This window comes from Streptomyces sp. NPDC003034 (genome assembly GCF_053591375.1).
The window spans coordinates 1-17,285 of sequence record NZ_JBSFTS010000028.1; the positions used below are offsets into that span (position 1 = coordinate 1).

General features: G+C 67.5%; 18 protein-coding genes and 1 tRNA gene. 7 read left to right on the plus strand and 12 right to left on the minus strand.

The window, feature by feature from the left end; translation table 11 throughout:
- Nucleotides 1–223 precede the first annotated feature (223 nt).
- Entirely contained in the window at nt 224–688 is a 465-nt protein-coding gene (locus tag ACWDX7_RS23885; protein ID WP_451492098.1) for a GatB/YqeY domain-containing protein, read from the minus strand.
- A 68-nt stretch (nt 689–756) separates the two neighbouring features.
- On the opposite strand from ACWDX7_RS23885, the gene ACWDX7_RS23890 reads away from it, so the two are divergent.
- The 5 genes from ACWDX7_RS23890 (at nt 757) to ACWDX7_RS23910 (ending at nt 4,423) form a co-directional block, all read left to right on the plus strand.
- Complete coding sequence (locus ACWDX7_RS23890; protein WP_451492099.1) at nt 757–1,695, plus strand: metallophosphoesterase; 939 nt, start codon at nt 757–759, stop codon at nt 1,693–1,695.
- 124 nt (nt 1,696–1,819) lie between these two features.
- Nucleotides 1,820–1,893: transfer RNA gene (locus tag ACWDX7_RS23895), tRNA-Pro, on the plus strand.
- Nucleotides 1,894–2,135: 242 nt separating this feature from the next.
- A complete protein-coding gene (locus tag ACWDX7_RS23900) occupies nt 2,136–2,816 on the plus strand; it encodes a DUF488 family protein, N3 subclade (RefSeq protein ID WP_451492100.1) in 681 nt (226 codons plus the stop codon).
- A 119-nt stretch (nt 2,817–2,935) separates the two neighbouring features.
- Nucleotides 2,936–3,718: a hypothetical protein gene (locus ACWDX7_RS23905; protein ID WP_451492167.1), complete on the plus strand. Its 783-nt coding sequence runs from the start codon at nt 2,936–2,938 to the stop codon at nt 3,716–3,718.
- Nucleotides 3,719–4,072: 354 nt separating this feature from the next.
- On the plus strand, nt 4,073–4,423 hold the full coding sequence (locus tag ACWDX7_RS23910) for a DUF6527 family protein (RefSeq protein ID WP_451492168.1): 351 nt from the start codon (nt 4,073–4,075) through the stop codon (nt 4,421–4,423).
- Nucleotides 4,424–4,617: 194 nt separating this feature from the next.
- On the opposite strand, the gene tyrS is transcribed toward ACWDX7_RS23910, so the two are convergent.
- The 9 genes from tyrS to ACWDX7_RS23955 form a co-directional block, all read right to left on the minus strand.
- Nucleotides 4,618–6,021, minus strand: coding sequence for a tyrosine--tRNA ligase (gene tyrS, locus ACWDX7_RS23915; RefSeq protein ID WP_451492101.1), 1,404 nt, complete (start codon nt 6,019–6,021; stop codon nt 4,618–4,620).
- A 97-nt stretch (nt 6,022–6,118) separates the two neighbouring features.
- Nucleotides 6,119–7,030 (minus strand): glycosyltransferase family 2 protein, encoded by a 912-nt coding sequence (locus ACWDX7_RS23920; RefSeq protein WP_451492102.1) that lies wholly within the window; start codon nt 7,028–7,030, stop codon nt 6,119–6,121.
- Nucleotides 7,027–7,989 carry a hypothetical protein gene (locus ACWDX7_RS23925; RefSeq protein WP_451492103.1) on the minus strand — a complete coding sequence of 321 codons (963 nt, stop codon included), beginning with the start codon at nt 7,987–7,989 and terminating at the stop codon, nt 7,027–7,029. The genes ACWDX7_RS23920 and ACWDX7_RS23925 overlap by 4 nt, the downstream gene beginning before the upstream one ends.
- Before the next feature lie 125 nt (nt 7,990–8,114).
- Nucleotides 8,115–8,879, minus strand: coding sequence for a methyltransferase domain-containing protein (locus ACWDX7_RS23930; RefSeq protein ID WP_451492104.1), 765 nt, complete (start codon nt 8,877–8,879; stop codon nt 8,115–8,117).
- Nucleotides 8,880–8,973: 94 nt separating this feature from the next.
- Nucleotides 8,974–9,990 carry a hypothetical protein gene (locus ACWDX7_RS23935; RefSeq protein WP_451492105.1) on the minus strand — a complete coding sequence of 339 codons (1,017 nt, stop codon included), beginning with the start codon at nt 9,988–9,990 and terminating at the stop codon, nt 8,974–8,976.
- Nucleotides 9,987–10,883, minus strand: a complete 897-nt coding sequence (locus tag ACWDX7_RS23940; RefSeq protein WP_451492106.1) for a radical SAM protein — start codon at nt 10,881–10,883, stop codon at nt 9,987–9,989. Before ACWDX7_RS23940 ends, ACWDX7_RS23935 begins: the two co-directional genes overlap by 4 nt.
- On the minus strand, nt 10,877–12,028 hold the full coding sequence (locus ACWDX7_RS23945) for a hypothetical protein (RefSeq protein WP_451492107.1): 1,152 nt from the start codon (nt 12,026–12,028) through the stop codon (nt 10,877–10,879). The genes ACWDX7_RS23940 and ACWDX7_RS23945 overlap by 7 nt, the downstream gene beginning before the upstream one ends.
- A gap of 17 nt (nt 12,029–12,045) precedes the next feature.
- Nucleotides 12,046–13,047, minus strand: coding sequence for an alcohol dehydrogenase catalytic domain-containing protein (locus ACWDX7_RS23950; RefSeq protein ID WP_451492108.1), 1,002 nt, complete (start codon nt 13,045–13,047; stop codon nt 12,046–12,048).
- Nucleotides 13,044–13,721 carry an HAD family hydrolase gene (locus ACWDX7_RS23955; protein WP_451492109.1) on the minus strand — a complete coding sequence of 226 codons (678 nt, stop codon included), beginning with the start codon at nt 13,719–13,721 and terminating at the stop codon, nt 13,044–13,046. Before ACWDX7_RS23955 ends, ACWDX7_RS23950 begins: the two co-directional genes overlap by 4 nt.
- A gap of 342 nt (nt 13,722–14,063) precedes the next feature.
- Between ACWDX7_RS23955 and ACWDX7_RS23960 the strand changes: the two genes are divergently transcribed.
- A complete protein-coding gene (locus tag ACWDX7_RS23960; RefSeq protein WP_451492110.1) occupies nt 14,064–15,104 on the plus strand; it encodes an AAA family ATPase in 1,041 nt (346 codons plus the stop codon).
- Complete coding sequence (locus ACWDX7_RS23965; RefSeq protein ID WP_451492111.1) at nt 15,101–15,661, plus strand: phosphotransferase-like protein; 561 nt, start codon at nt 15,101–15,103, stop codon at nt 15,659–15,661. The genes ACWDX7_RS23960 and ACWDX7_RS23965 overlap by 4 nt, the downstream gene beginning before the upstream one ends.
- 23 nt (nt 15,662–15,684) lie before the next feature.
- Here the strand turns inward: ACWDX7_RS23965 and ACWDX7_RS23970 are convergent, their stop codons facing one another.
- Together ACWDX7_RS23970 and ACWDX7_RS23975 are read right to left on the minus strand one after the other, a co-directional pair.
- Nucleotides 15,685–16,542: a DUF1932 domain-containing protein gene (locus ACWDX7_RS23970; protein WP_451492112.1), complete on the minus strand. Its 858-nt coding sequence runs from the start codon at nt 16,540–16,542 to the stop codon at nt 15,685–15,687.
- Nucleotides 16,539–17,216 (minus strand): HAD family hydrolase, encoded by a 678-nt coding sequence (locus tag ACWDX7_RS23975; RefSeq protein WP_451492113.1) that lies wholly within the window; start codon nt 17,214–17,216, stop codon nt 16,539–16,541. The genes ACWDX7_RS23970 and ACWDX7_RS23975 overlap by 4 nt, the downstream gene beginning before the upstream one ends.
- Nucleotides 17,217–17,285: the final 69 nt, after the last annotated feature.

Below are 17,285 nucleotides of genomic sequence, written 5' to 3' on the forward strand. Positions count from 1 at the left end.
AGCTTCCGAGGGCCCTGAGGCGTCCGGTCCCTACGGATCTCGAAGTCCATCGCATCCCCTGAACTGGGATGTTGCAACGACTCCTAGAACCCAAGATGCGGCGGGGGCCCCTCTTCGATGTACCTACTGGTCGGGGCAGCGGGGCCCGCGGTCGACTGGACCAACCGGCGAGCTGGCGAACCGTGGCCTGCTGCGTGCCCGGCTACGGCCCCGCCTCCATGCCCTACGAGGAGAGGTGCTGCTTGACGGCGGCGGCGACGCGGCCGCCATCGGCCAGCCCGGCCACCTTCGGGTTCACGATCTTCATGACGGCGCCCATGGCCCGCGGCCCCTCGGCTCCCGCCGCCTTCGCCTCCTCGACGGCCTGCCCGACGATCGCGGCGAGCTCGTCGTCGCTGAGCTGCTTGGGCAGGTACGTATCGAGGAACTCGCCTTCCGCGGTCTCCCGCGCGGCCTGCTCGGGACGGCCGCCCTGGGCGAAGGCCTCCGCGGCCTCCCGGCGCTTCTTCGCCTCCTTGGCGATCACCTTGAGGACTTCCTCGTCGGAGAGCACGCGCGCTTCCTTGCCCGCGACCTCCTCCTTGGTGATGGCGGAGAGGGTCAGTCGCAGCGTGGACGACTGCAGCTCGTCGCGCGCCCTGATGGCGGTCGTGAGGTCTTCCTGGAGCTTGGCCTTGAGCGTGGTCATGGACCTGAGTCTGCCAGGTACGGGGGCGCTGGCGCCCGCAGGTTTTCCGGGTCTGCGACGATGGGGCCATGCGTGCGCGTTACGGAGTTCCCCTGAAGGCGGTTGCCGGCATCGCGGCAGTGGGGGCCGCGGGAGTCGCCTATGCCGCCGGTTTCGAGGCGCGGTCCTTCCGCCTGCGCCGGATCACGGTGCCCGTACTGCCCCGGGGGATGCGCCCACTGCGCGTACTCCAGGTGTCGGACATCCACATGGTGCGCGGGCAGCGCAAGAAACAGGCCTGGCTCCAGTCCCTGGCGGGCCTGCGCCCCGACTTCGTCGTGAACACCGGCGACAACCTCTCGGACACGGAGGGCGTGCCGGAGGTGCTGGACGCGCTGGGTCCGCTCATGGACTTCCCCGGCGTGTACGTCTTCGGGTCGAACGACTACTACGGACCGCGGCTGCGCAATCCCGGGCGTTACCTGATCGAGAAGACCCAGGGCCGGCACGGGCTGAACGGCAACAAGCCGGTCGTCGGCGCCGTCCACAACCCCTGGGAGGAACTGCGGGACGCCTTCGACGCGGCGGGCTGGCTGAACCTCACCAACACCCGGGCGCGCCTCAAGCTGGACGGCCTGGAGCTGTCCTTCACCGGACTGGACGACCCGCACATCAAGCGGGACCGCTACGAGCGGGTGGCGGGCGGGCCGGAGGCTGACGCGGACTTCTCGATGGCCGTGGTGCACGCCCCGTACCTGCGCACGCTGGAATCCTTCACCGCCGACGGCTACCCCCTGATCCTCGCGGGCCACACGCACGGCGGGCAGCTGTGCATCCCCTTCTACGGCGCGCTGGTCACCAACTGCGACCTGGACACCAAGCGGGTCAAGGGCCTCTCCACGCACGAGTCCGGCGGCCATCGCGCGTACCTGCACGTATCGGCGGGCTGCGGTACCAACCGCTACACCCCGGTCCGCTTCGCCTGCCCGCCGGAGGCCACCCTCCTGACGCTGACCCCGAAGCCCTGACCCCCGGCCTCCCACCACCAGCGGCCTGCTGGCCGCTCTCCCGGAAACCGGATTTCGTCTCCGGCCGAGGGTCCGCTAAAGTAATCGATGTCGCCAGGGCAGCAAGCGCTGCAAAGGCGGCGATCGGGGTGTAGCGCAGCTTGGCAGCGCGCTTCGTTCGGGACGAAGAGGTCGTGGGTTCAAATCCCGCCACCCCGACAGGAAGTACCAGGTCAGGGGCCTGATCCACCGAGTGGATCAGGCCCCTGATTCGTTCCCGAAGATCGTTTGGGAGAAATCTGGGAGAAGATCTTGGTCGGATTCTCCCAGGGGGTGACTGGTGAGGCCGTCTGAAGTGTGGCGGCTGAGGGCACTCGGACCTGCGCGTTCGCGAATCCAGCCCCTTAGTCGGCCGGGAACACCATGCCCGTCCGCCTCAACCGCCCTTAGGATCACGACACATGGCAAGCCATCACTCAGCGCGTCCCCACGACCACGCCCGAGCACTCGCCCAGCGCGTGCGAGCGATGCGGGAGGGCCGAGGGTGGTCGCGGGAGCGGCTCGCCAAGGAAGCCGGCGTCGCCGTTGGAACGCTGGCCCGACTGGAGAGCGAGGGAGCGATCCAGCCAGGTTTCTTCACCGTCGGAGCGGTCGCCGAGGCACTTGAGGTCTCCCTCGATGAGCTCTTCCAGGAGACCAAGGTCGCTCCCGGCCTCTGGTCCGCTGGGTACGAAGGCCGGGACATCGACTCCTTCGTCGCCTCGCTCCTCGACAGCCGTATTGATGTCGTGGCGGACGTACGGCTCACGCCGATCAGCCGTAAGAAGGGCTTCAGCAAGACCCGCCTCGGGGAGGCACTTGCCGAGGCCGGCATCGAGTACACGCACCTGCGTGGCCTGGGCAATCCCAAGGACAACCGGGCGCCGTTCTGGGACGGCCGGCTCGACGAGGGCCGGGCCCGGTTCCGTGGGGTGCTGCGGTCCGAGGAGGCGCAGACCGATCTTGAGCGCCTCGCGGAGCATGCCCGGCAGTCCCGGGTCGCGGTCCTGTGCTTCGAGAAGGACGAGAGCCGCTGCCACCGGCAGGTCGTTCTGGACACGGTCCGCAAACGGGCCGCGGTGCCCGTCATTCCCCTGGCCTGACTTCGTCCCTCGCTCCTGTACGCGCCCTTGCCGGTGGCGCATGCCTCTCCTCCAATCGGATCGGGAGATCAGTGGAGGGGGCAACCATGGGATCGTGGAATCGGCAGCGCGCACAGATCATGATCACGGTGAAGACGTATCCAGAGCTGTCCAACAAGTACCGCGAGACCAGCTGTGTGGCAGGCATACGTCTGGACGAGGGTGCGCCTCGGCATGTGCGCCTGTTTCCCGTCCCCTTCCGGCTCCTGAAGGAGGAAGACCAGTTCCGGAAGTACTCGATCATCGAAGTTGAGGTCGAGTCCCACGACACGCGAGACTCGCGGCCCGAGAGTCTGCGGCCGGACCTCGGCACCCTCAAGATCGTGGGTGACGTACCGACGGGTGGCGACTGGAAGCAGCGGTACAAGTACATTGAGCCCCTCGTCGCGCCCTCCTTATGCGCGATCAAACGGGATCAAGCGCAGCGAGGAACCTCGCTCGGCGTCTTCCGGCCCGCCGAGGCCGGCTTCCGGCTGACGTCGGCCGAACCCTGGCCTGCGTCCAAGGCTGCTCTGGCCGATCAACTGGACCTCCTGGAGCAGGACTTGGCCCCACTTGAGTGGGTACCGCTGGAATTCCGCTACCGGTTCCGCTGCACAGACGACACCTGCCCGACGCATGACATGGCGCTCAAGGACTGGGAGGCCGGAGCCTCGTACCGCAAGTTCCTCCGCAAGTACGGCGAGCGTGCTGTGCAGGACAAGCTGCGAGAGCGCTGGTACGACTCGATCTTCACCCGTGACCGCGCAGTCCACTTCTTCGTCGGCAACATCGCGGCCCACCCCAGAACCTTTATGCTGCTGGGCGTGTTCTACCCGAAGGCGCATGTCGTTCAGTACGTCCAGGACAGCCTGTTCAACTGACGATGTGTCTCTCAGTACTCTCGCGACAGCCTGTATGACGTCCAATGGCCGATCTCTGTAAAGCTACGGGGCAGAGCACATGACCGAGCGAACCACCTAGGGCGTCTGTACGGCGTCGGCCTCGGCCCCGGCGCCGACCACATCGAAGAGCCCCTCGTCTACCCGGATCGCCTGCCGAGGGATTGGGGATGTAGTAGCCGCCCTCGCCGGCATCGGATTGGGCGCCGAGCCGGTCCCGGCCAGCGCTGATGCTGGGGACGGGTCGGAGGCCGCCGCGTGAAAGCTCGATCCTTGATGCCGGTGTTCATCGAGCACATCCCGGCCGAACCCGAGCCGGGTAAGCTGTACATCTCGATGCAGTTCGAAACCGCAGTCCATCTGTGCGCGTGCGGATGTGGTGCGAAGGTCGTCACACCATTCGGACCGCACGACTGGACCCTGACCTTCGATGGCACCGTGTCCCTGCGACCGTCCGTTGGAAACGGACAACAGCAGTGTAGGTCGCACTACTACGTCCGCAGCGACCGTATCGACTGGTTGCCACGAATCTCAGCGGCAGCCACTCGAGTCGCTAGCTCCCGCGACCGCGCCGCGCACATCGAGGCCATCCCTCAACCTCTGGCGGGACAAGCGTCTTGGTGGCGCCGGATTTGGAACCGAATGCGACGCTCCTCCGGCACCAGCCGTAGCAAACGGGATGAATAAATCGGCCCAGCGAACTGGGATAACGTCTGAAGAATCGATGCCAAGCACGTCGTTGCAACGACCAGGAGATTTCAGCACCAGACGGTCTTGCATAACAGCACACCGTCTCTCCTGGATCGCGCGGCTGGCGGGTCGCACCGAGCGCAAACAGAACGGCGCCGACTCACGTTGGTGAGTCGGCGCCGCGCCTGATCTCAGACCTCGATGCGGGCGACCTTACGGCCGACCTTGAGGTACAGCTCGGCACCTTCGAGTGCCCCAACCTCGCTCACGACCTCACCGAGCGTCTGCTGCACGGACGCCTCGGCGAGCGGCGTAGGTGCCTGCTCTCCGTCCGCCTCAAGGATCAGACGGAGGCCCTTCTGCTGAGCCACACGGCGCACGGCGGAGATGCTGGGAGCGAAGTCCAGCGTCCGGCTGACCAGCGCGCCGAGCGTGTCCTCGGCGTGGTCCTTCAGGGAGATGACGGGGAGGTTCTGGGTGTCCCCGAAGGAGCGCTTGGAGAAGCGCGCCGTGAACTCCGCGCGAGCGGCGGCAGCAGCGTCCAGGCCGTGGAGCGCGGCCACCACCTCGCCGGCCAGGATGCGCTTGACCGCCATCGGGTGCGCGGTGCCGGCCTCCAGGCGCTTGGTGACCACGCGGATCTCGGTGTCCGTCCACTCGGTGAGCAGCTGGAGGTACTGCTCGGTCAGGTGGTCGGGGATGGACATCAGCCGGCCGTAGACGTCATCGGGCGACGCCGTCAGGCCCACGTAGTTGCCCTTGCTCTTGCTCATCTTGGTGCCCGTGCCGTCGGTGCCCTCGATGAGCGGGGTGGTGATGACGACCTCGGGGTCCTGCTCCGAGATCTCCATGACCTTGCGGCACATCTGGAGGTTCAACAGCTGGTCCACACCGCCGAGTTCGACATCGGCGTCGATGGCCACGGAGTCCCAGGCCATGACGACGGAGTAGACGAACTCGGCGACGGACAGCCCATGGCCATCGGCTAGCCGGGTGCGGAAGTCCTCGCGTTGGAGCGACATGGAGACCGGCACCCGGGCAAGAACCCCGACGAGCTCCGGCAGGGTGACCTTGTTCAGCCACTCGCCGTTGAAGCGCAGGTCGGCCCGCTCGAAGTCGATGAACGGCGTGACCTGCTGCTGGTAGCCGCTCAGGTTGCGGGCGATGTCCTCGTCGGTGAGGGGCGGTCGATCCGAGGACCGTCCCGACGGGTCACCGATCTTGGCCGTCACGTCACCAATGATGAAGACGACGTGGTGGCCCATCCGCTGGAACCGGCTGGCGATGATGATCGGTACCGCGTGGCCCAGGTGGACGTCGGGCGAGGTCGGGTCGATGCCGTACTTGACGACGAACGGGCGTCCGGCGGCCTGCGCGGCTTCGATCTTCTCGGCGAGTACCGCGGCCGAGGGGATCAGGTGGTTCGCACGCCCCTCGACCAGTGCGGCCTGCTCCTCGGGGGAGAGGTCGGAGAGGTCCAGGGAGCGCCGTGCTGTTGTCTCGCTGAGCAGCTGCGCGGCCGTATAGTCCGCGCCCAGGTCCGCCCCATCGAGGATGTGCATGACACGGGTGACAGACTCGCTCAAACGGCTCATGGCGCTTATACGCTCCTGGGTCGGACAACTGGCCTGACCAGTAGGGATTGGAAGCGGCGATTTTATCATCGCCGCCCTCGTCGCATCGCCGGAATGATCACGGTTGAGCCCGCTCTCCTTGGGCCGTCGAGAGCTGTACTAGCGGCCGGCCCACGAGCGCACTGGAGAGGGAGCGGAGCCACGGGGCTATTGGGTCTCGGGCTCGGAGCGTGGCGATGAGCATCCCCGGAAGCAAGATCATGGCGGGTAGGTGTTTTTTTCGCTGCAGGGCGGATTCCACTCTGTGCCCGGAAGCGAGGGCGCGGAAGTGCTGGGAGATCCCCCTGAGCTGGCGAGTGGTCGCCCAGGTGGGAGGGTTCCCATCCATCATGCGGAGCCGATCCGAGAGTCCCAGACACACCTCGGCCCGATAATCCTGCGACAGGCCGGGCGTACTTCGGTCGGTCATGCTGTGGGAGTGGACCCGATAGAAGGTCAACGGGTCCGAGAGGACGGCACCGCGGCCGGCCTCGCGCAGCGCGTGGAAGAAGATTTCGTTGCTCACCGGCAGGAGGCTGAGGGCAGCCCCGCGATGGACCACCAGCGTGCTCGTGTTTCCGCCCGGGTGCGGGTCTTTCAGCTTGGGTTTTCCGTTGGAGTCGACGACGTTCTCCCAGTGCTCGATGAACAGCGTTTCACCCGTCATCGCGTCGGCGCATGTACGTAGCTTCGATGGGTGGAACCAGTCATCGGCGTCGAGAGGAGCGACCCAGTCGCCTGTGCTGAGGAGAAAGGCGTCGGTCAAGGTTTGGCCGAAACCTTGCTGGCTCCTCCGGATGACCTTGACGTTCTTTTCGTGGCGACGGCATACCTCCTCAGTTTCGTCGTTGGATCCGTCGTCGATGACGATGATTTCGTGAAGGACGAAGTTTCCGGGCTCCTGTTCCAGACAGCTTGTTATGGCCTGGTCGAGATATCGGCCGTAGTTGTGGCACAGGATCACGCACGAAATACGCTGAGTGGCGCTCACCGGTCACCCCCGTACACGCGGGCGTAGTCGTCCAGGATCGTCTTGTGTTCCTGGGTCCTGTAGTCGAGGAACTCTCGGTCGAGGCGGCGGGGCCTGGAGCCGAGCCGTGCTGCCGCTTTCTCCAGCGCGGTCAGAAACTTCTCTCCGAAGAGGTTGGGATGCCCCTGCGACCAATCGAACCATTCGGGTTCCTCGACGAATCCCTTGTGCCGCTCGTACTGCTCGGGCAAGTGCCCTGTGAGGGAGCAGACCGGAAGCAGGTTCAGGTCGAAGGCCAGTTCCAGCTGCCCGGAGTGACTCCCCCAGAGGTACGGCAGCAGCAGGGAGTCCGAAGCCAGCCCGGCTCTGACCACTTCGTCGTCCGTGGGATACGGGCGCATGGTGAGGCGGATACGGGGATCGTGCCGGGCCGTCTCCAGAAGCAGCGGGGCACGGCCGGCGTCAGCGAAGTCCGCAGGGCTGAACGCGCGCAGGAGGACGTGGAGCGTGCTGTGGGGATCCGTGATCCCCAGGCTCCAGTTGGCCATGGTGGACAACTGGTCCCGGCTGGCCCGGGAGGCACCGAACATGAGGTACCTGGCCCCCGGGCCCCTCGCCTCGCGCTCCAGGTCAGCCAGCGACTCCGGGGCAGCGACGTATCCGTGGGGGATGACCGTCGCAGTGACACGCTCGCCGAGGACCTCCGTCAGCTTCGTGAGGGATCCCTCAGTGAGACAGACCCAGCTGACCTCGGCAGACCGGAGCAGCCGCAGCCGCTCGACGAAGCCTTCGGCGTTGCCGACCATGGGCCGGGTGTCGTGGGCGGTGAAGACCACGTTGACCCCGTAGCCCAGGCACGCGTCGAGCAGGCGCTCCAGGGTGGCGATGTCCTCGAAGTCGATGTGGTGCAGGTGCAGGACGTCGAGCCACGTGAGAGGGCCGTGTTCGAGGAGCCATGCGGCGCTGACCGCCTCTGGCACAGTCTCGCCCGTGGGAATCTCTGTCCCGTTCAGGATGTGGAAGTCAGGGCTCTGGAGCTTCCATGCGTACGGGGTACGAGCCGGCAGGTGAACGACGCGCAGGCCCCTGGACCGGGGAACCGCCGTCACCGCTCTCCCACCTCCGTCCCTCCCATGCCGACGAGGAGCAGCTGGGTAGACAGACCGTTGGAGGCGTCGTCGCTTCGTGTGAGGCCCGCGTAGTGGATCTCGAATCCGGACGCCCGCAGCAGCGCCTGGAACTCGTCGCTTGCCCACTCCCGCACATGGCTGGGGTTGCGCGGCGGTCCAGGAGTGTCGTAGCCGCTGCGGCACTCACGGGCCGGCGTGGACAGGACGGCAGCGGCGCTGCCCTCCCGCAGCAGGCCCAGGATCAGGGCCAGGGCCGGGGCCGGGTCCACCAGGTGCTCGATCACGTCGGAGCAGATCACCAGGGACCGGCGGACGAGGTCGGCGTCGAGCGGCAACTGCTCGGCCGACTCGAGGTCCGCCTCCACCCACTGTCCGAACGGGTGGTTGTCGCGGCACCAGCGGAGGTTGTCCCCGAAGTCCACGCCGACGAAGGTCCAGTCGGGGTGCTCGGCGGCGAGAGAGGCCAGCTTGCCCGCCTGCCCGCAGCCGATGTCGATCACGACGTCACGGCCGAGTTCCTCGGCCCGCTCGGCGGCATAGGGGTAGACGTCGGGCTGCCAGGTGACGGTGTCGTCCGTCTCGTCGAGGAAGTACTCGACCTCGCTCCGGCTGCGGTAGCCGCCGCGAATGAAGAAGGTGTCGGGGCCGCCTATCGGCTGCGAGGACTCGGAGATGGCCGGGGGCTGCCGGGCATCGGGGCTGGTCAGGGGCTGTGAGGTGGTCGTGGTGTCCGCGTGCACAGTCAGACTCCTTGCTTGCTCGGGTGTGTGGTGCGGCAGAGGGCACACGGCCTGCTTCGGCCGCGGGTTCGGCGCTCCCTCGGAGGGGTGCCTGCTACTTCGGCCAGCAGGAGAACAGCGTGATCAGCCGTTCGACGAGCTCCTCGCGAATCACACGCCACTCCCGGTCTCCGGCGCGTCGCGCGGCGGAGGCGCGGTCGTACTCCGCCTGGCCGACCTCGGGCAGACACGCGTACATCTGGAGCAGGGCCGACCCGTCGTCGGAGGGTGCCGAGTCGGTGTCCGCCGCCAGCAGGGCCCTGATGTCCTCGGCGGGCATGGAGCCGTCGATTCCGGAGCCGGGGATGCTCTTACTCATCTTCGGCAGGCCCCCGAGGCCCGGGATCATCTTGGTGTAGATGCCGGCCAGCCGGTCTGCGGGCAGACCCCAGCGTTCGGCCCCACGGCGCGCGAGGGCGACGTACTTGTGCTCGTCAACGCCGAGGGACACCAGCACGTGCCGTCCTTCGCGCAGCAGGTGCACGAAGTCTGCGGCCATCAGCAGCGTGGCCTGCTTCATGCCGTAGTTGAGGTGGTCGAAGACCCCATGGTTACGGTAGAGCCCTGCGAGGTCCTCCTCCGCCCAGTGGAAATCGTCGTCGTCCAGATGGCGCGAAAGTAGGAACGCGGTGGCCATGACTTCGGTCTCGCCCTCCTGCCGACGCAGTACACCGTGCCGTGGGTCGAAGCCCAGCCCAAGCGCGAACTCCTCGTACTGGTCGGCCAGGCGGCGCACCGCGTCCAGCGGCGTGCGACGCGCGTTGTAGGAGTCGAGGTCGCCGAGCACGATCTGCACGTCGAGTCCGCACTGCTGGAGCTTGACCGCGCGCAGCAGCTGGAAGAGAGTGCCGGCGTGCGGCGGGCCGCCGAGCCCGACGCCAGTGGTGACGATCGCCGGCCGACCCCCAGAGACGGCGTCCGCGAACTCCCGCGCACCGGTGTGGCACACCCACTTCGTGTGCAGGTCGCCGGGGCTCATCCCCGCAAGGGCGAAGTCGATGGTGCCGAGCCCCAAGTGCTCGTACTGATGCTGGTCGATGACGCTCTCGTAGTACGCGGTGTCGAACTTCATGCGATCCCCTCCAGCTGAGGCTGCTCTCGTAGGGCGAAGGCTCGGCGGACCAGCGGCTCGAAGCCGTCGGCCAGCAGGTCCCCGATCACGGCGTTGCGAGGTGCGGCGACGCTGCCGAGGTCCGCGGTGACCGTTCCGTCGGCGAGGACCCAGACGCGGAAGGGGTACGGGTCCTCGGGCGCCCGTGTGGGCTGGGCGAAGATCTCCAACGGGGCGACGGCGTCGCGCACCCCGTCCACGGCCCGGACGAAGTCATCCCGCTCGAAGCCGTAGAGCTCCGCCTTGCCCGCGCTGGCACGGCCGATGGGCCTGTACTGGGAGATCAGCCAGTACTCGACCTCCGTGCGGCCAGCGATGCCGGCGACGAACTCCGCGAGCCGCGGCAGCTCCCGCACGGACGCGGCCGTGGTGAACGTGTTGAAGGCGAGTCGGCGACCGTCGGCGACGAGGGACTCGACGTTGGACCGGAACCGTTCGAAGTAGCCCTGCCCGCGGAACCAGTCGGCCGAGTCCGCCTCCGGACCGTCGATGGCCAGGGAGTAGAGGGTCACGTGGTCCCGCAGTCCCGCGTAACGGTCGCTCAGTAGCAGCCCGTTGGTGTGGAGGTTGGTCTCGAAGCCGGCTTCCCGTGCGTGCTGGAGGGCGACCTCCAGGTGGTTGTCGTACGGCATCACGGGGTCGCCTCCTGTGAACACGACCCGGTGGGCTTCGGACTCGGCGCGGACTCGGTCGATGACCCTGCGGACGGTGTCCGGGTCCGTCTTGACCCGGTTGCGCTCTCGATAGCAGAAGCGGCATACGCCCGGTGAGTCGCTGGTCCGTGCCAGGTCCCAGGCGTTGCAGTCGGTGTTGAGGACCAGGTGGACGATCGCGAGTTCGTCGTGCGTCAGCATGGAGCCTTCTCCTTGCTGCCAGGGCTTACCAGCAGGGTTGTCGGGGAGACGGGCCGCAGGAGCGAGCGGAGTTTGTCCGGGCCACCGCCCGTGAGACGTACGAACTGCTGCAGCGTGTCCAGGCCCGCGCCGGCGTCGATGATCGTGAGGGCTGTGTCGATGCCGAACTGGATGGTGGGCGCGGCTTCGGACATGAGCATGAGCAGGGCCGCGTTGAGGGCGACCGCGTTGCGCGCCTGGCTGGTGTCCTGCCCTGCCAGTACGCGTATCGCGGCGGCGACGTTCTGCTGCGGGTCCTCGTGCTGGGTGACCGACAGCAGGTCCTGCGGCATCGAGGCCGCGGCCTTGCGCACCTCGTTGTTGAAGGTCAGGTCCTCGTCTTCGGCGTTGATCCGGCAGGCCCGCACGGTGCTTCCGGGGATCAGTTCGTCGACCTGGATCGCCTTGCCGAGGCTGGAGTTGATGACCGTCACGTCTGGCAGGCCGAGTCGGGAGAGCAACCGGGCGGAAGCTCCTACCGCGGGGTGCGAGAGGCCGTACACGTAGGCGGAGCAGGTGACCGGACTGAGGAGGGCGGGGAACGCCAGGCTGAGGGCGTGCACCGCCTGGAACCTGCCTCCGTAGCGGCGGTCGAACTCGGGTACGCGGTCCTCGATGGAGAAGAACCCGAAGCCGGTCTCCGCCGTGATGTCGACCATCTCCTGATGCGGCACCGTCTCGCTCGTCGCCCCTACGAGGTCGATGAAGTCGCGGGACCCGGTCTTCGACGACGCACTACGCGAGCCGAGTTTCGCGACGTGTGCTCCCCCGGTGGCCGCCACCAGCGCGGCGGCGGTACTGAGGTTGATCGTCTTGAAGGTCTTCTTCCCGCTTCCCGTGTAGCCGACGAACCGCATGCCTTCCGGCGGCTGGTGGAACTCCCAGCCACTTCTGTCCAGGGCTGTCGCCGCTCGGACCGCTGCCTCGACCTCCTCCAGTCTCGGTCCCCGCAGGAGCAGTCCCGTCAGGACGCTTCCCAGCATCACGTCGCGCGTGTGGCCCTCCGGTAAGGCGAGGATGCGTGTGATTCCGTCGTGGACGTCCTGGGGTGGGATGTCGGCCGGTGAGTTGATCTTGTGGGCCAGCAATGGCGTTGTGACCACCATGGCGTTGGCTCCTTCCGTCACGTGTCGGATATGAGCAGGACCTTGAAGGGGCGATGGCGGGCTTCGCTGTTCAGGGCCGCAAGACCCTGTGGCAGTTCGCTGAGAGGGAATCGGTCTCGGGTCATCAGGCCGACCCAGTCGCCGCCCTTGGCGATGACGTCGATGGCATCCCGGAAGTCGTCGCGGCCATCTGCCCGGCAGTAGGAGAAGGAGCCGCGCAGGCTGACCGAGCGACGGAAGACATCCCGCAGGGGGACCGAAAGAACGACGCGGGGCGCGTAGGCGTTCTGGACGAGAACCGTTCCGCCGTCACGTACGGCCTTCAGCGCCTGGCGTATCGGGGAGTCGCTGTGACCGGACGCAGCGTCCACGACGGCGTCGCAGGCCGGCAGCTCGCCCGAGTGGAGAGTGACGTGCCGGTCGAGGACGTACCGCAGCTGATGCGACCGCGATGGCTCCCTGACCAGCATGTGGACGTCCCACCCAGCCCCTGCCGCGCAGATGGCCGTGCACACCGCAAGGACGCCGCCCCCGATGATGCCGAGTCGCCCCAGCGGCCCCCGGAGCCCGCAGCGGACTCCGTGCAGGGCCACTGCCATCGGATCGGCGAGGACTCCGTGCGCGGGATCGTGCAGATGGGGAAGCACGACGATGCTGTCGCGGGGCACTCTCACGGAGCCGGCGAGACCTCCGGGAAGATCCCACCCGATACGCCGGAGGCGTGGGCAGAGGTGTACCTGGCCCCGGTCGCAGTAATGGCAGGAGCGGCAGGAGACCAGCGGATCGATCGCGACCCAACCGCCCGTCTCTGTGTCGACGCCGACGATCTCGTGCCCGGGGTACCACGGTTCCGGCAATTGCCCTCCCCACGGGTGATTGAGCTTCGCGACGTCGCTTCCGCACAACCCCGTGTAGCGCGTCTCGACGAGCGTCGTGTCACGTGCCGCGGACATGGCGACCGGAGCGGGGAGCCGGCAGAGGACTCCGTTCTCAACTGCCCACGCGTACGGGCCGGTCATCGCTGCCCCCAGCCGTCCAGCAAGGTGGGGAGAGCTTCCACGTCGGGTATCGCCCTGCCGGACCAAGCGGTCTCGCCGAACACGAGGCCGCTCGACCCGCCCCGACGCTCCACGCGCACCGCACGCATCCCGGCCCGCTCCGCGCCGGCAAGCTCGTCACCGCCGCCATCGCCGCAGTAGAGGACCTGCTGCGGGGCGACACCGAGGTGTCGGAGGACCGAGCGGAAGAGCAGGCTGTCGGGCTTCACCGCACCCGCCCGGCAGCTGAACACGACAGCGTCGAAGTGTGGCGCGAGATCGCTTGCGCTCCACGCTTCGGCGATGTCCGGGGACGCATCGCTGAGGACGGCCAGCCTGGCTCCACCGCGCCGAAGCTGCTCCAGCGCCCGCAGGAGAGAGGCATCGGCCTGGAGACGGACATGGGCGAGCCGGGCCAAGAGCACTTCCAGCTCATCCACACAGGCCGCAGAGGCGTCGCAGCGGGCGACAAGGTGAACCGCCACCTCGGTGGTGGACGCCATCTGCCCGTCGTGCCTCGCCTGCCAACTGTCGGACAGCACCGACTCGGCGACTGCCGGGGATACGCGCAGGATCGCGGCGAACTGGGCAGCGGCAGCCCTCCGCTCGACGACACTCGGGGCTGCGACGAGCGTGCCGAATAGATCAAGTATCACTGCGGTCGGGCGTGGAGCCGAAGCAGCAGAGCTCCGCTGGCGTGAAGTGCCAAGCAGTACGTCGCCCACTGCGTGTGAGGCGATCGCGGACGGACTCGTCGACAAGGGGGTGCACGTCGGCCGATAGCGCATGGTGAAGCCCCTCCGATCTCGTACGAATACTGGAGACCGAGGCGGGTAAGCGATCGCCGCGTCGGTGTGACCATGACAGCGGCTCGGAGGTGTGCGGAGTATCACAAGCTGTTGCCGAAGCTGTTCATCAGCAGCTCATGGCCGGTTGGTCTGACTTTTCAACATCCGCTTACACACGGGCTCATGACAGGCAGACTTAGGCTCCGGATCATGACCAGGAATGGGCAGGCGGTAGGCGCGGTGGGTAAAAGTCGCCCGGGGTGGCGCCCGGACAAGTTGAGACAACAACGCGAAGCCCACGGCCTGACGCTCGAAGGCGCGGGCGAGCAGCTGCGCGAGGTGGCCCGGGCTGCGGGGCTCACGGTGCCGGCCGCCAACTTTCAGACGCTGTGGCAGCACGAGCAGGGTGAGGTCTATCCCGGACCGCACTACCGTCGCGCGTACTGCCTGCTGTACCGCGCGACCGAGCCTGAACTCGGCTTCCGTAACGCTCTGCCCGACGAGGCCACGAAGCTCAGGTTCACCGCGTCGAGCGAACCGCAGAACGGCGCCCACGTCCTGGCCGTGGAACGGGCGTTGCACCAGCTGGCACCGAGCGCGGAGGACGCCGACGGCCTGGGCGTCCAGCAGCGGATCCTCGACGCCTGGAAGCGGCGTCACACCGGCGGTGATCCGAACCGGCCTACGCTGATGATGGTCGGTGGCTACGCGGGCAGCGGGAAGTCGGAGTTCGCCCGCTTCGTATCGCAGCTCACCGGATGGCCCGTCCTCGACAAGGACCCGATCACGCGCCCGCTCGTCGAGCGGCTCCTTGTTGAAATGGGCAGCGAGCCCAACGACCGGCACACCGATCTCTACCGGGAGAAGGTGCGCCCGCTGGAGTACCAGTGCCTGCTGGAGACCGCGTACGCGAACATCGACTGCTCGATCAGCACCGTACTCTCCGCGCCCTTCATCGCCGAGTCCACCGATCATCGATGGATGCGACGCCTGATCAACCGCTGTGAAGCGCGTGGCGTCACCGTCGCTGTCGTCTGGATCCAGTGCGACCTCGACACGATGCACGAGTACATCAGCTTCCGGTCCGCCGCCCGGGACAGCTGGAAACTCCAGAACTGGGACACGTACGCCAACGGGATCGATCTCGAACTGCGGCCCGTCGTACCGCACTTGGTTGTCGACAACCGGCTCGGTTCCGCGATATCGCTCACGGACCAGGTGCGCCAAGTCTTCGGGACGGTGTTCCCGTGAGGCAGGGCATCCTGCTGTACGGGCCGCCGGCGGCAGGCAAGGACACGATCACGGCCGCACTCACCGAACTCGACGCGCGGTACGTGCCGTTCACCCGGCTGAAGATCGGGACCGGGAAGACCAAGGGCTACCGGATGGGCACACCGGAGCAGCTGGCCGCTCTAGAAGCACGCGGCGACGTCATCTACCGCAACGACCGGTACGGCAACATCTACGTCGTCGACCGGCCCGGCCTCGACCAGGCCATGGAAGGCGGCAGGGCCCCCGTCGTCCACCTCGGCCAGATGGTGGGGATGGAGCAGGTGACCGCCCTCTTCCCGGCGCGCTGGGTGCGCGTTCTGCTGTGGTGCTCCAAGGAGACCACCGCCCGACGATCACCCCAGCGGGGCGACACCGACACGGCCGCTCGGCTGGCCGCGTGGGATGCCACTCAGGCCGATCTCGCTGCTCATCCACGGGCTCAGTGGGAGCTGCGTGTGGACACGGATACGACAGCACCGCGTGAAGCCGCACAGAGGATCGACGACATCGTCCGCACTATGTCACCTCGCTCCTGACAGCCCAGCGGGTTACATCCTGCTCAACTCGGGTTGTCCAGGTCCCCCTCGGCTCGCAAGGCTTCCAGCGCCTCGGCGATATCCAGGCGCTCGTCCCTGTTGCCGTCCCACCGTGCGAGCGTCACCGCAGCGGCGTGCATGAGGGAGTCCGGCAGCCCGGCGTCGGCGAGCAGAGCCGCCGCGTCCTCAAGCTCTGGACCCCAACGCCAGGCACGGGCAGCGGTCTTGGGGATGTAGTCGGTCTCCACGAGGTAGCTACGGGTGCGCTTGGCCGCGATCACCAGCAGCTCGTCCGCGACACCGTACGTATCCGCCGCCCCGTACGCCACGGCGGCCAACACGCGGGAGACCTTCTGATAGCTGGAGTACGCGAGCTTGAGAGCGGAGGCTTTGCCGATGCTGTCGCCCAGAACGCGAGTCCGCACATCGGTGCCGTCGAAGAGTTCGGCGATCCGGTCGGCCTTCTCGCCGGGGCCGGACAGATAGAGCGTCGGGGACTTGCCGCCCACAGGAGGCGATCCGACCACTGCCGCATCGATGACCGGCATCGGTGCCAAGCGGTCGGCGATTCGCTGCACGCGCGACGGTGAGACGGCGTTCGCTTCAACGTAGATCGTGCCCGCGCCGGCCATGCCGAGCTCGGCTACCTGGGCGGCAGTCTCCTCCGCTGCGGCGGGAGGGCAAAGGGAGAGCAGCACGTCGGAGCGGGAGACGAGCTCGGGCAGGGGCTCAGGATCGAGGCCCGCCCGCTCGGCTCGGCGACGGGTTGTGTCGCTTCGTCCGTCAGGGCACCACAACACGATGTGGCCACGGGCGCGCAGTTGGGCGCCGAAGGCGGATCCCATGCTTCCGGGGTGCAACAACCCAATGGTGTCCGTCATGCCGTGGTCCTCATGTGGTCGGCGGAGTACAGAAGCAGCAGGTCGATGGCGGCGCGTGCATGCGGCACTGTGTAGTCCGGCCCGGGATCGTCCGGCGGCCAGGAGTGGCCGTTGCCGACCCAGATGGTGCGCAGCCCCGCGGAGCGTCCGCCGTCGATGTCGTTGACCGGGTTGTCGCCGACCATCCAGCCGCGGTCGCCGCCCAGCATGGTGCCGCAGCGTGCCGCAGCCAGGGCGAAGTGCCGGGTCAGCGGTTTGCGCGCGTGGGCCTCCTCGGAGACGAAGACGCCGTCCACACGCTCGGAGATGCCGGTGGCCTGCAGCTTGGCGCGCTGAATGTCCACTGCACCGTTGGTCGCCACCCCTACTCGCCAGCCGACCGCACGCAGCTCGTCCAAGCCGTCGAGGACCTCGGCCGGGCACGACACCATGGCTGCGATGTCGGTGCAGTACGCGCGCCACAACTCCGCAGTCGACATGGGCAGCCGGTACCGGGTGCGGATCGCGTCAAAGGCGGCCGGATAGGCCCGCTCGGCCACCAGGCCCAGGACGTACGACTGCTCTTCGTCCGACAGACCGTGCCGGGCGGTGAATCCTGCGGCCCAGTCGGCGAGCGTTCCCCGCCGGTCCACGAGGGTGTTGTCGAGGTCGAAGAGAACCAGAGGCAGCTGCACTCCCGCACCCTAATGCGCGACGATCAGCTCTGGGCTCAGGGCCGCTGCCAGCCCGTACGGTCGCTCAGA

What these genes read in the sequence shown, in the direction of transcription:
- ACWDX7_RS23885 (WP_451492098.1), bottom strand. Translation starts at nt 688, where the DNA reads ATGACCACGCTCAAGGCCAAGCTCCAGGAAGACCTCACGACCGCCATC.
- ACWDX7_RS23890 (WP_451492099.1), top strand. Translation starts at nt 757, where the DNA reads ATGCGTGCGCGTTACGGAGTTCCCCTGAAGGCGGTTGCCGGCATCGCG.
- ACWDX7_RS23900 (WP_451492100.1), top strand. Translation starts at nt 2,136, where the DNA reads ATGGCAAGCCATCACTCAGCGCGTCCCCACGACCACGCCCGAGCACTC.
- ACWDX7_RS23905 (WP_451492167.1), top strand. Translation starts at nt 2,936, where the DNA reads ATGATCACGGTGAAGACGTATCCAGAGCTGTCCAACAAGTACCGCGAG.
- ACWDX7_RS23910 (WP_451492168.1), top strand. Translation starts at nt 4,073, where the DNA reads ATGCAGTTCGAAACCGCAGTCCATCTGTGCGCGTGCGGATGTGGTGCG.
- tyrS (WP_451492101.1), bottom strand. Translation starts at nt 6,021, where the DNA reads ATGAGCCGTTTGAGCGAGTCTGTCACCCGTGTCATGCACATCCTCGAT.
- ACWDX7_RS23935 (WP_451492105.1), bottom strand. Translation starts at nt 9,990, where the DNA reads ATGAAGTTCGACACCGCGTACTACGAGAGCGTCATCGACCAGCATCAG.
- ACWDX7_RS23940 (WP_451492106.1), bottom strand. Translation starts at nt 10,883, where the DNA reads ATGCTGACGCACGACGAACTCGCGATCGTCCACCTGGTCCTCAACACC.
- ACWDX7_RS23945 (WP_451492107.1), bottom strand. Translation starts at nt 12,028, where the DNA reads ATGGTGGTCACAACGCCATTGCTGGCCCACAAGATCAACTCACCGGCC.
- ACWDX7_RS23950 (WP_451492108.1), bottom strand. Translation starts at nt 13,047, where the DNA reads ATGACCGGCCCGTACGCGTGGGCAGTTGAGAACGGAGTCCTCTGCCGG.
- ACWDX7_RS23960 (WP_451492110.1), top strand. Translation starts at nt 14,064, where the DNA reads ATGACCAGGAATGGGCAGGCGGTAGGCGCGGTGGGTAAAAGTCGCCCG.
- ACWDX7_RS23970 (WP_451492112.1), bottom strand. Translation starts at nt 16,542, where the DNA reads ATGACGGACACCATTGGGTTGTTGCACCCCGGAAGCATGGGATCCGCC.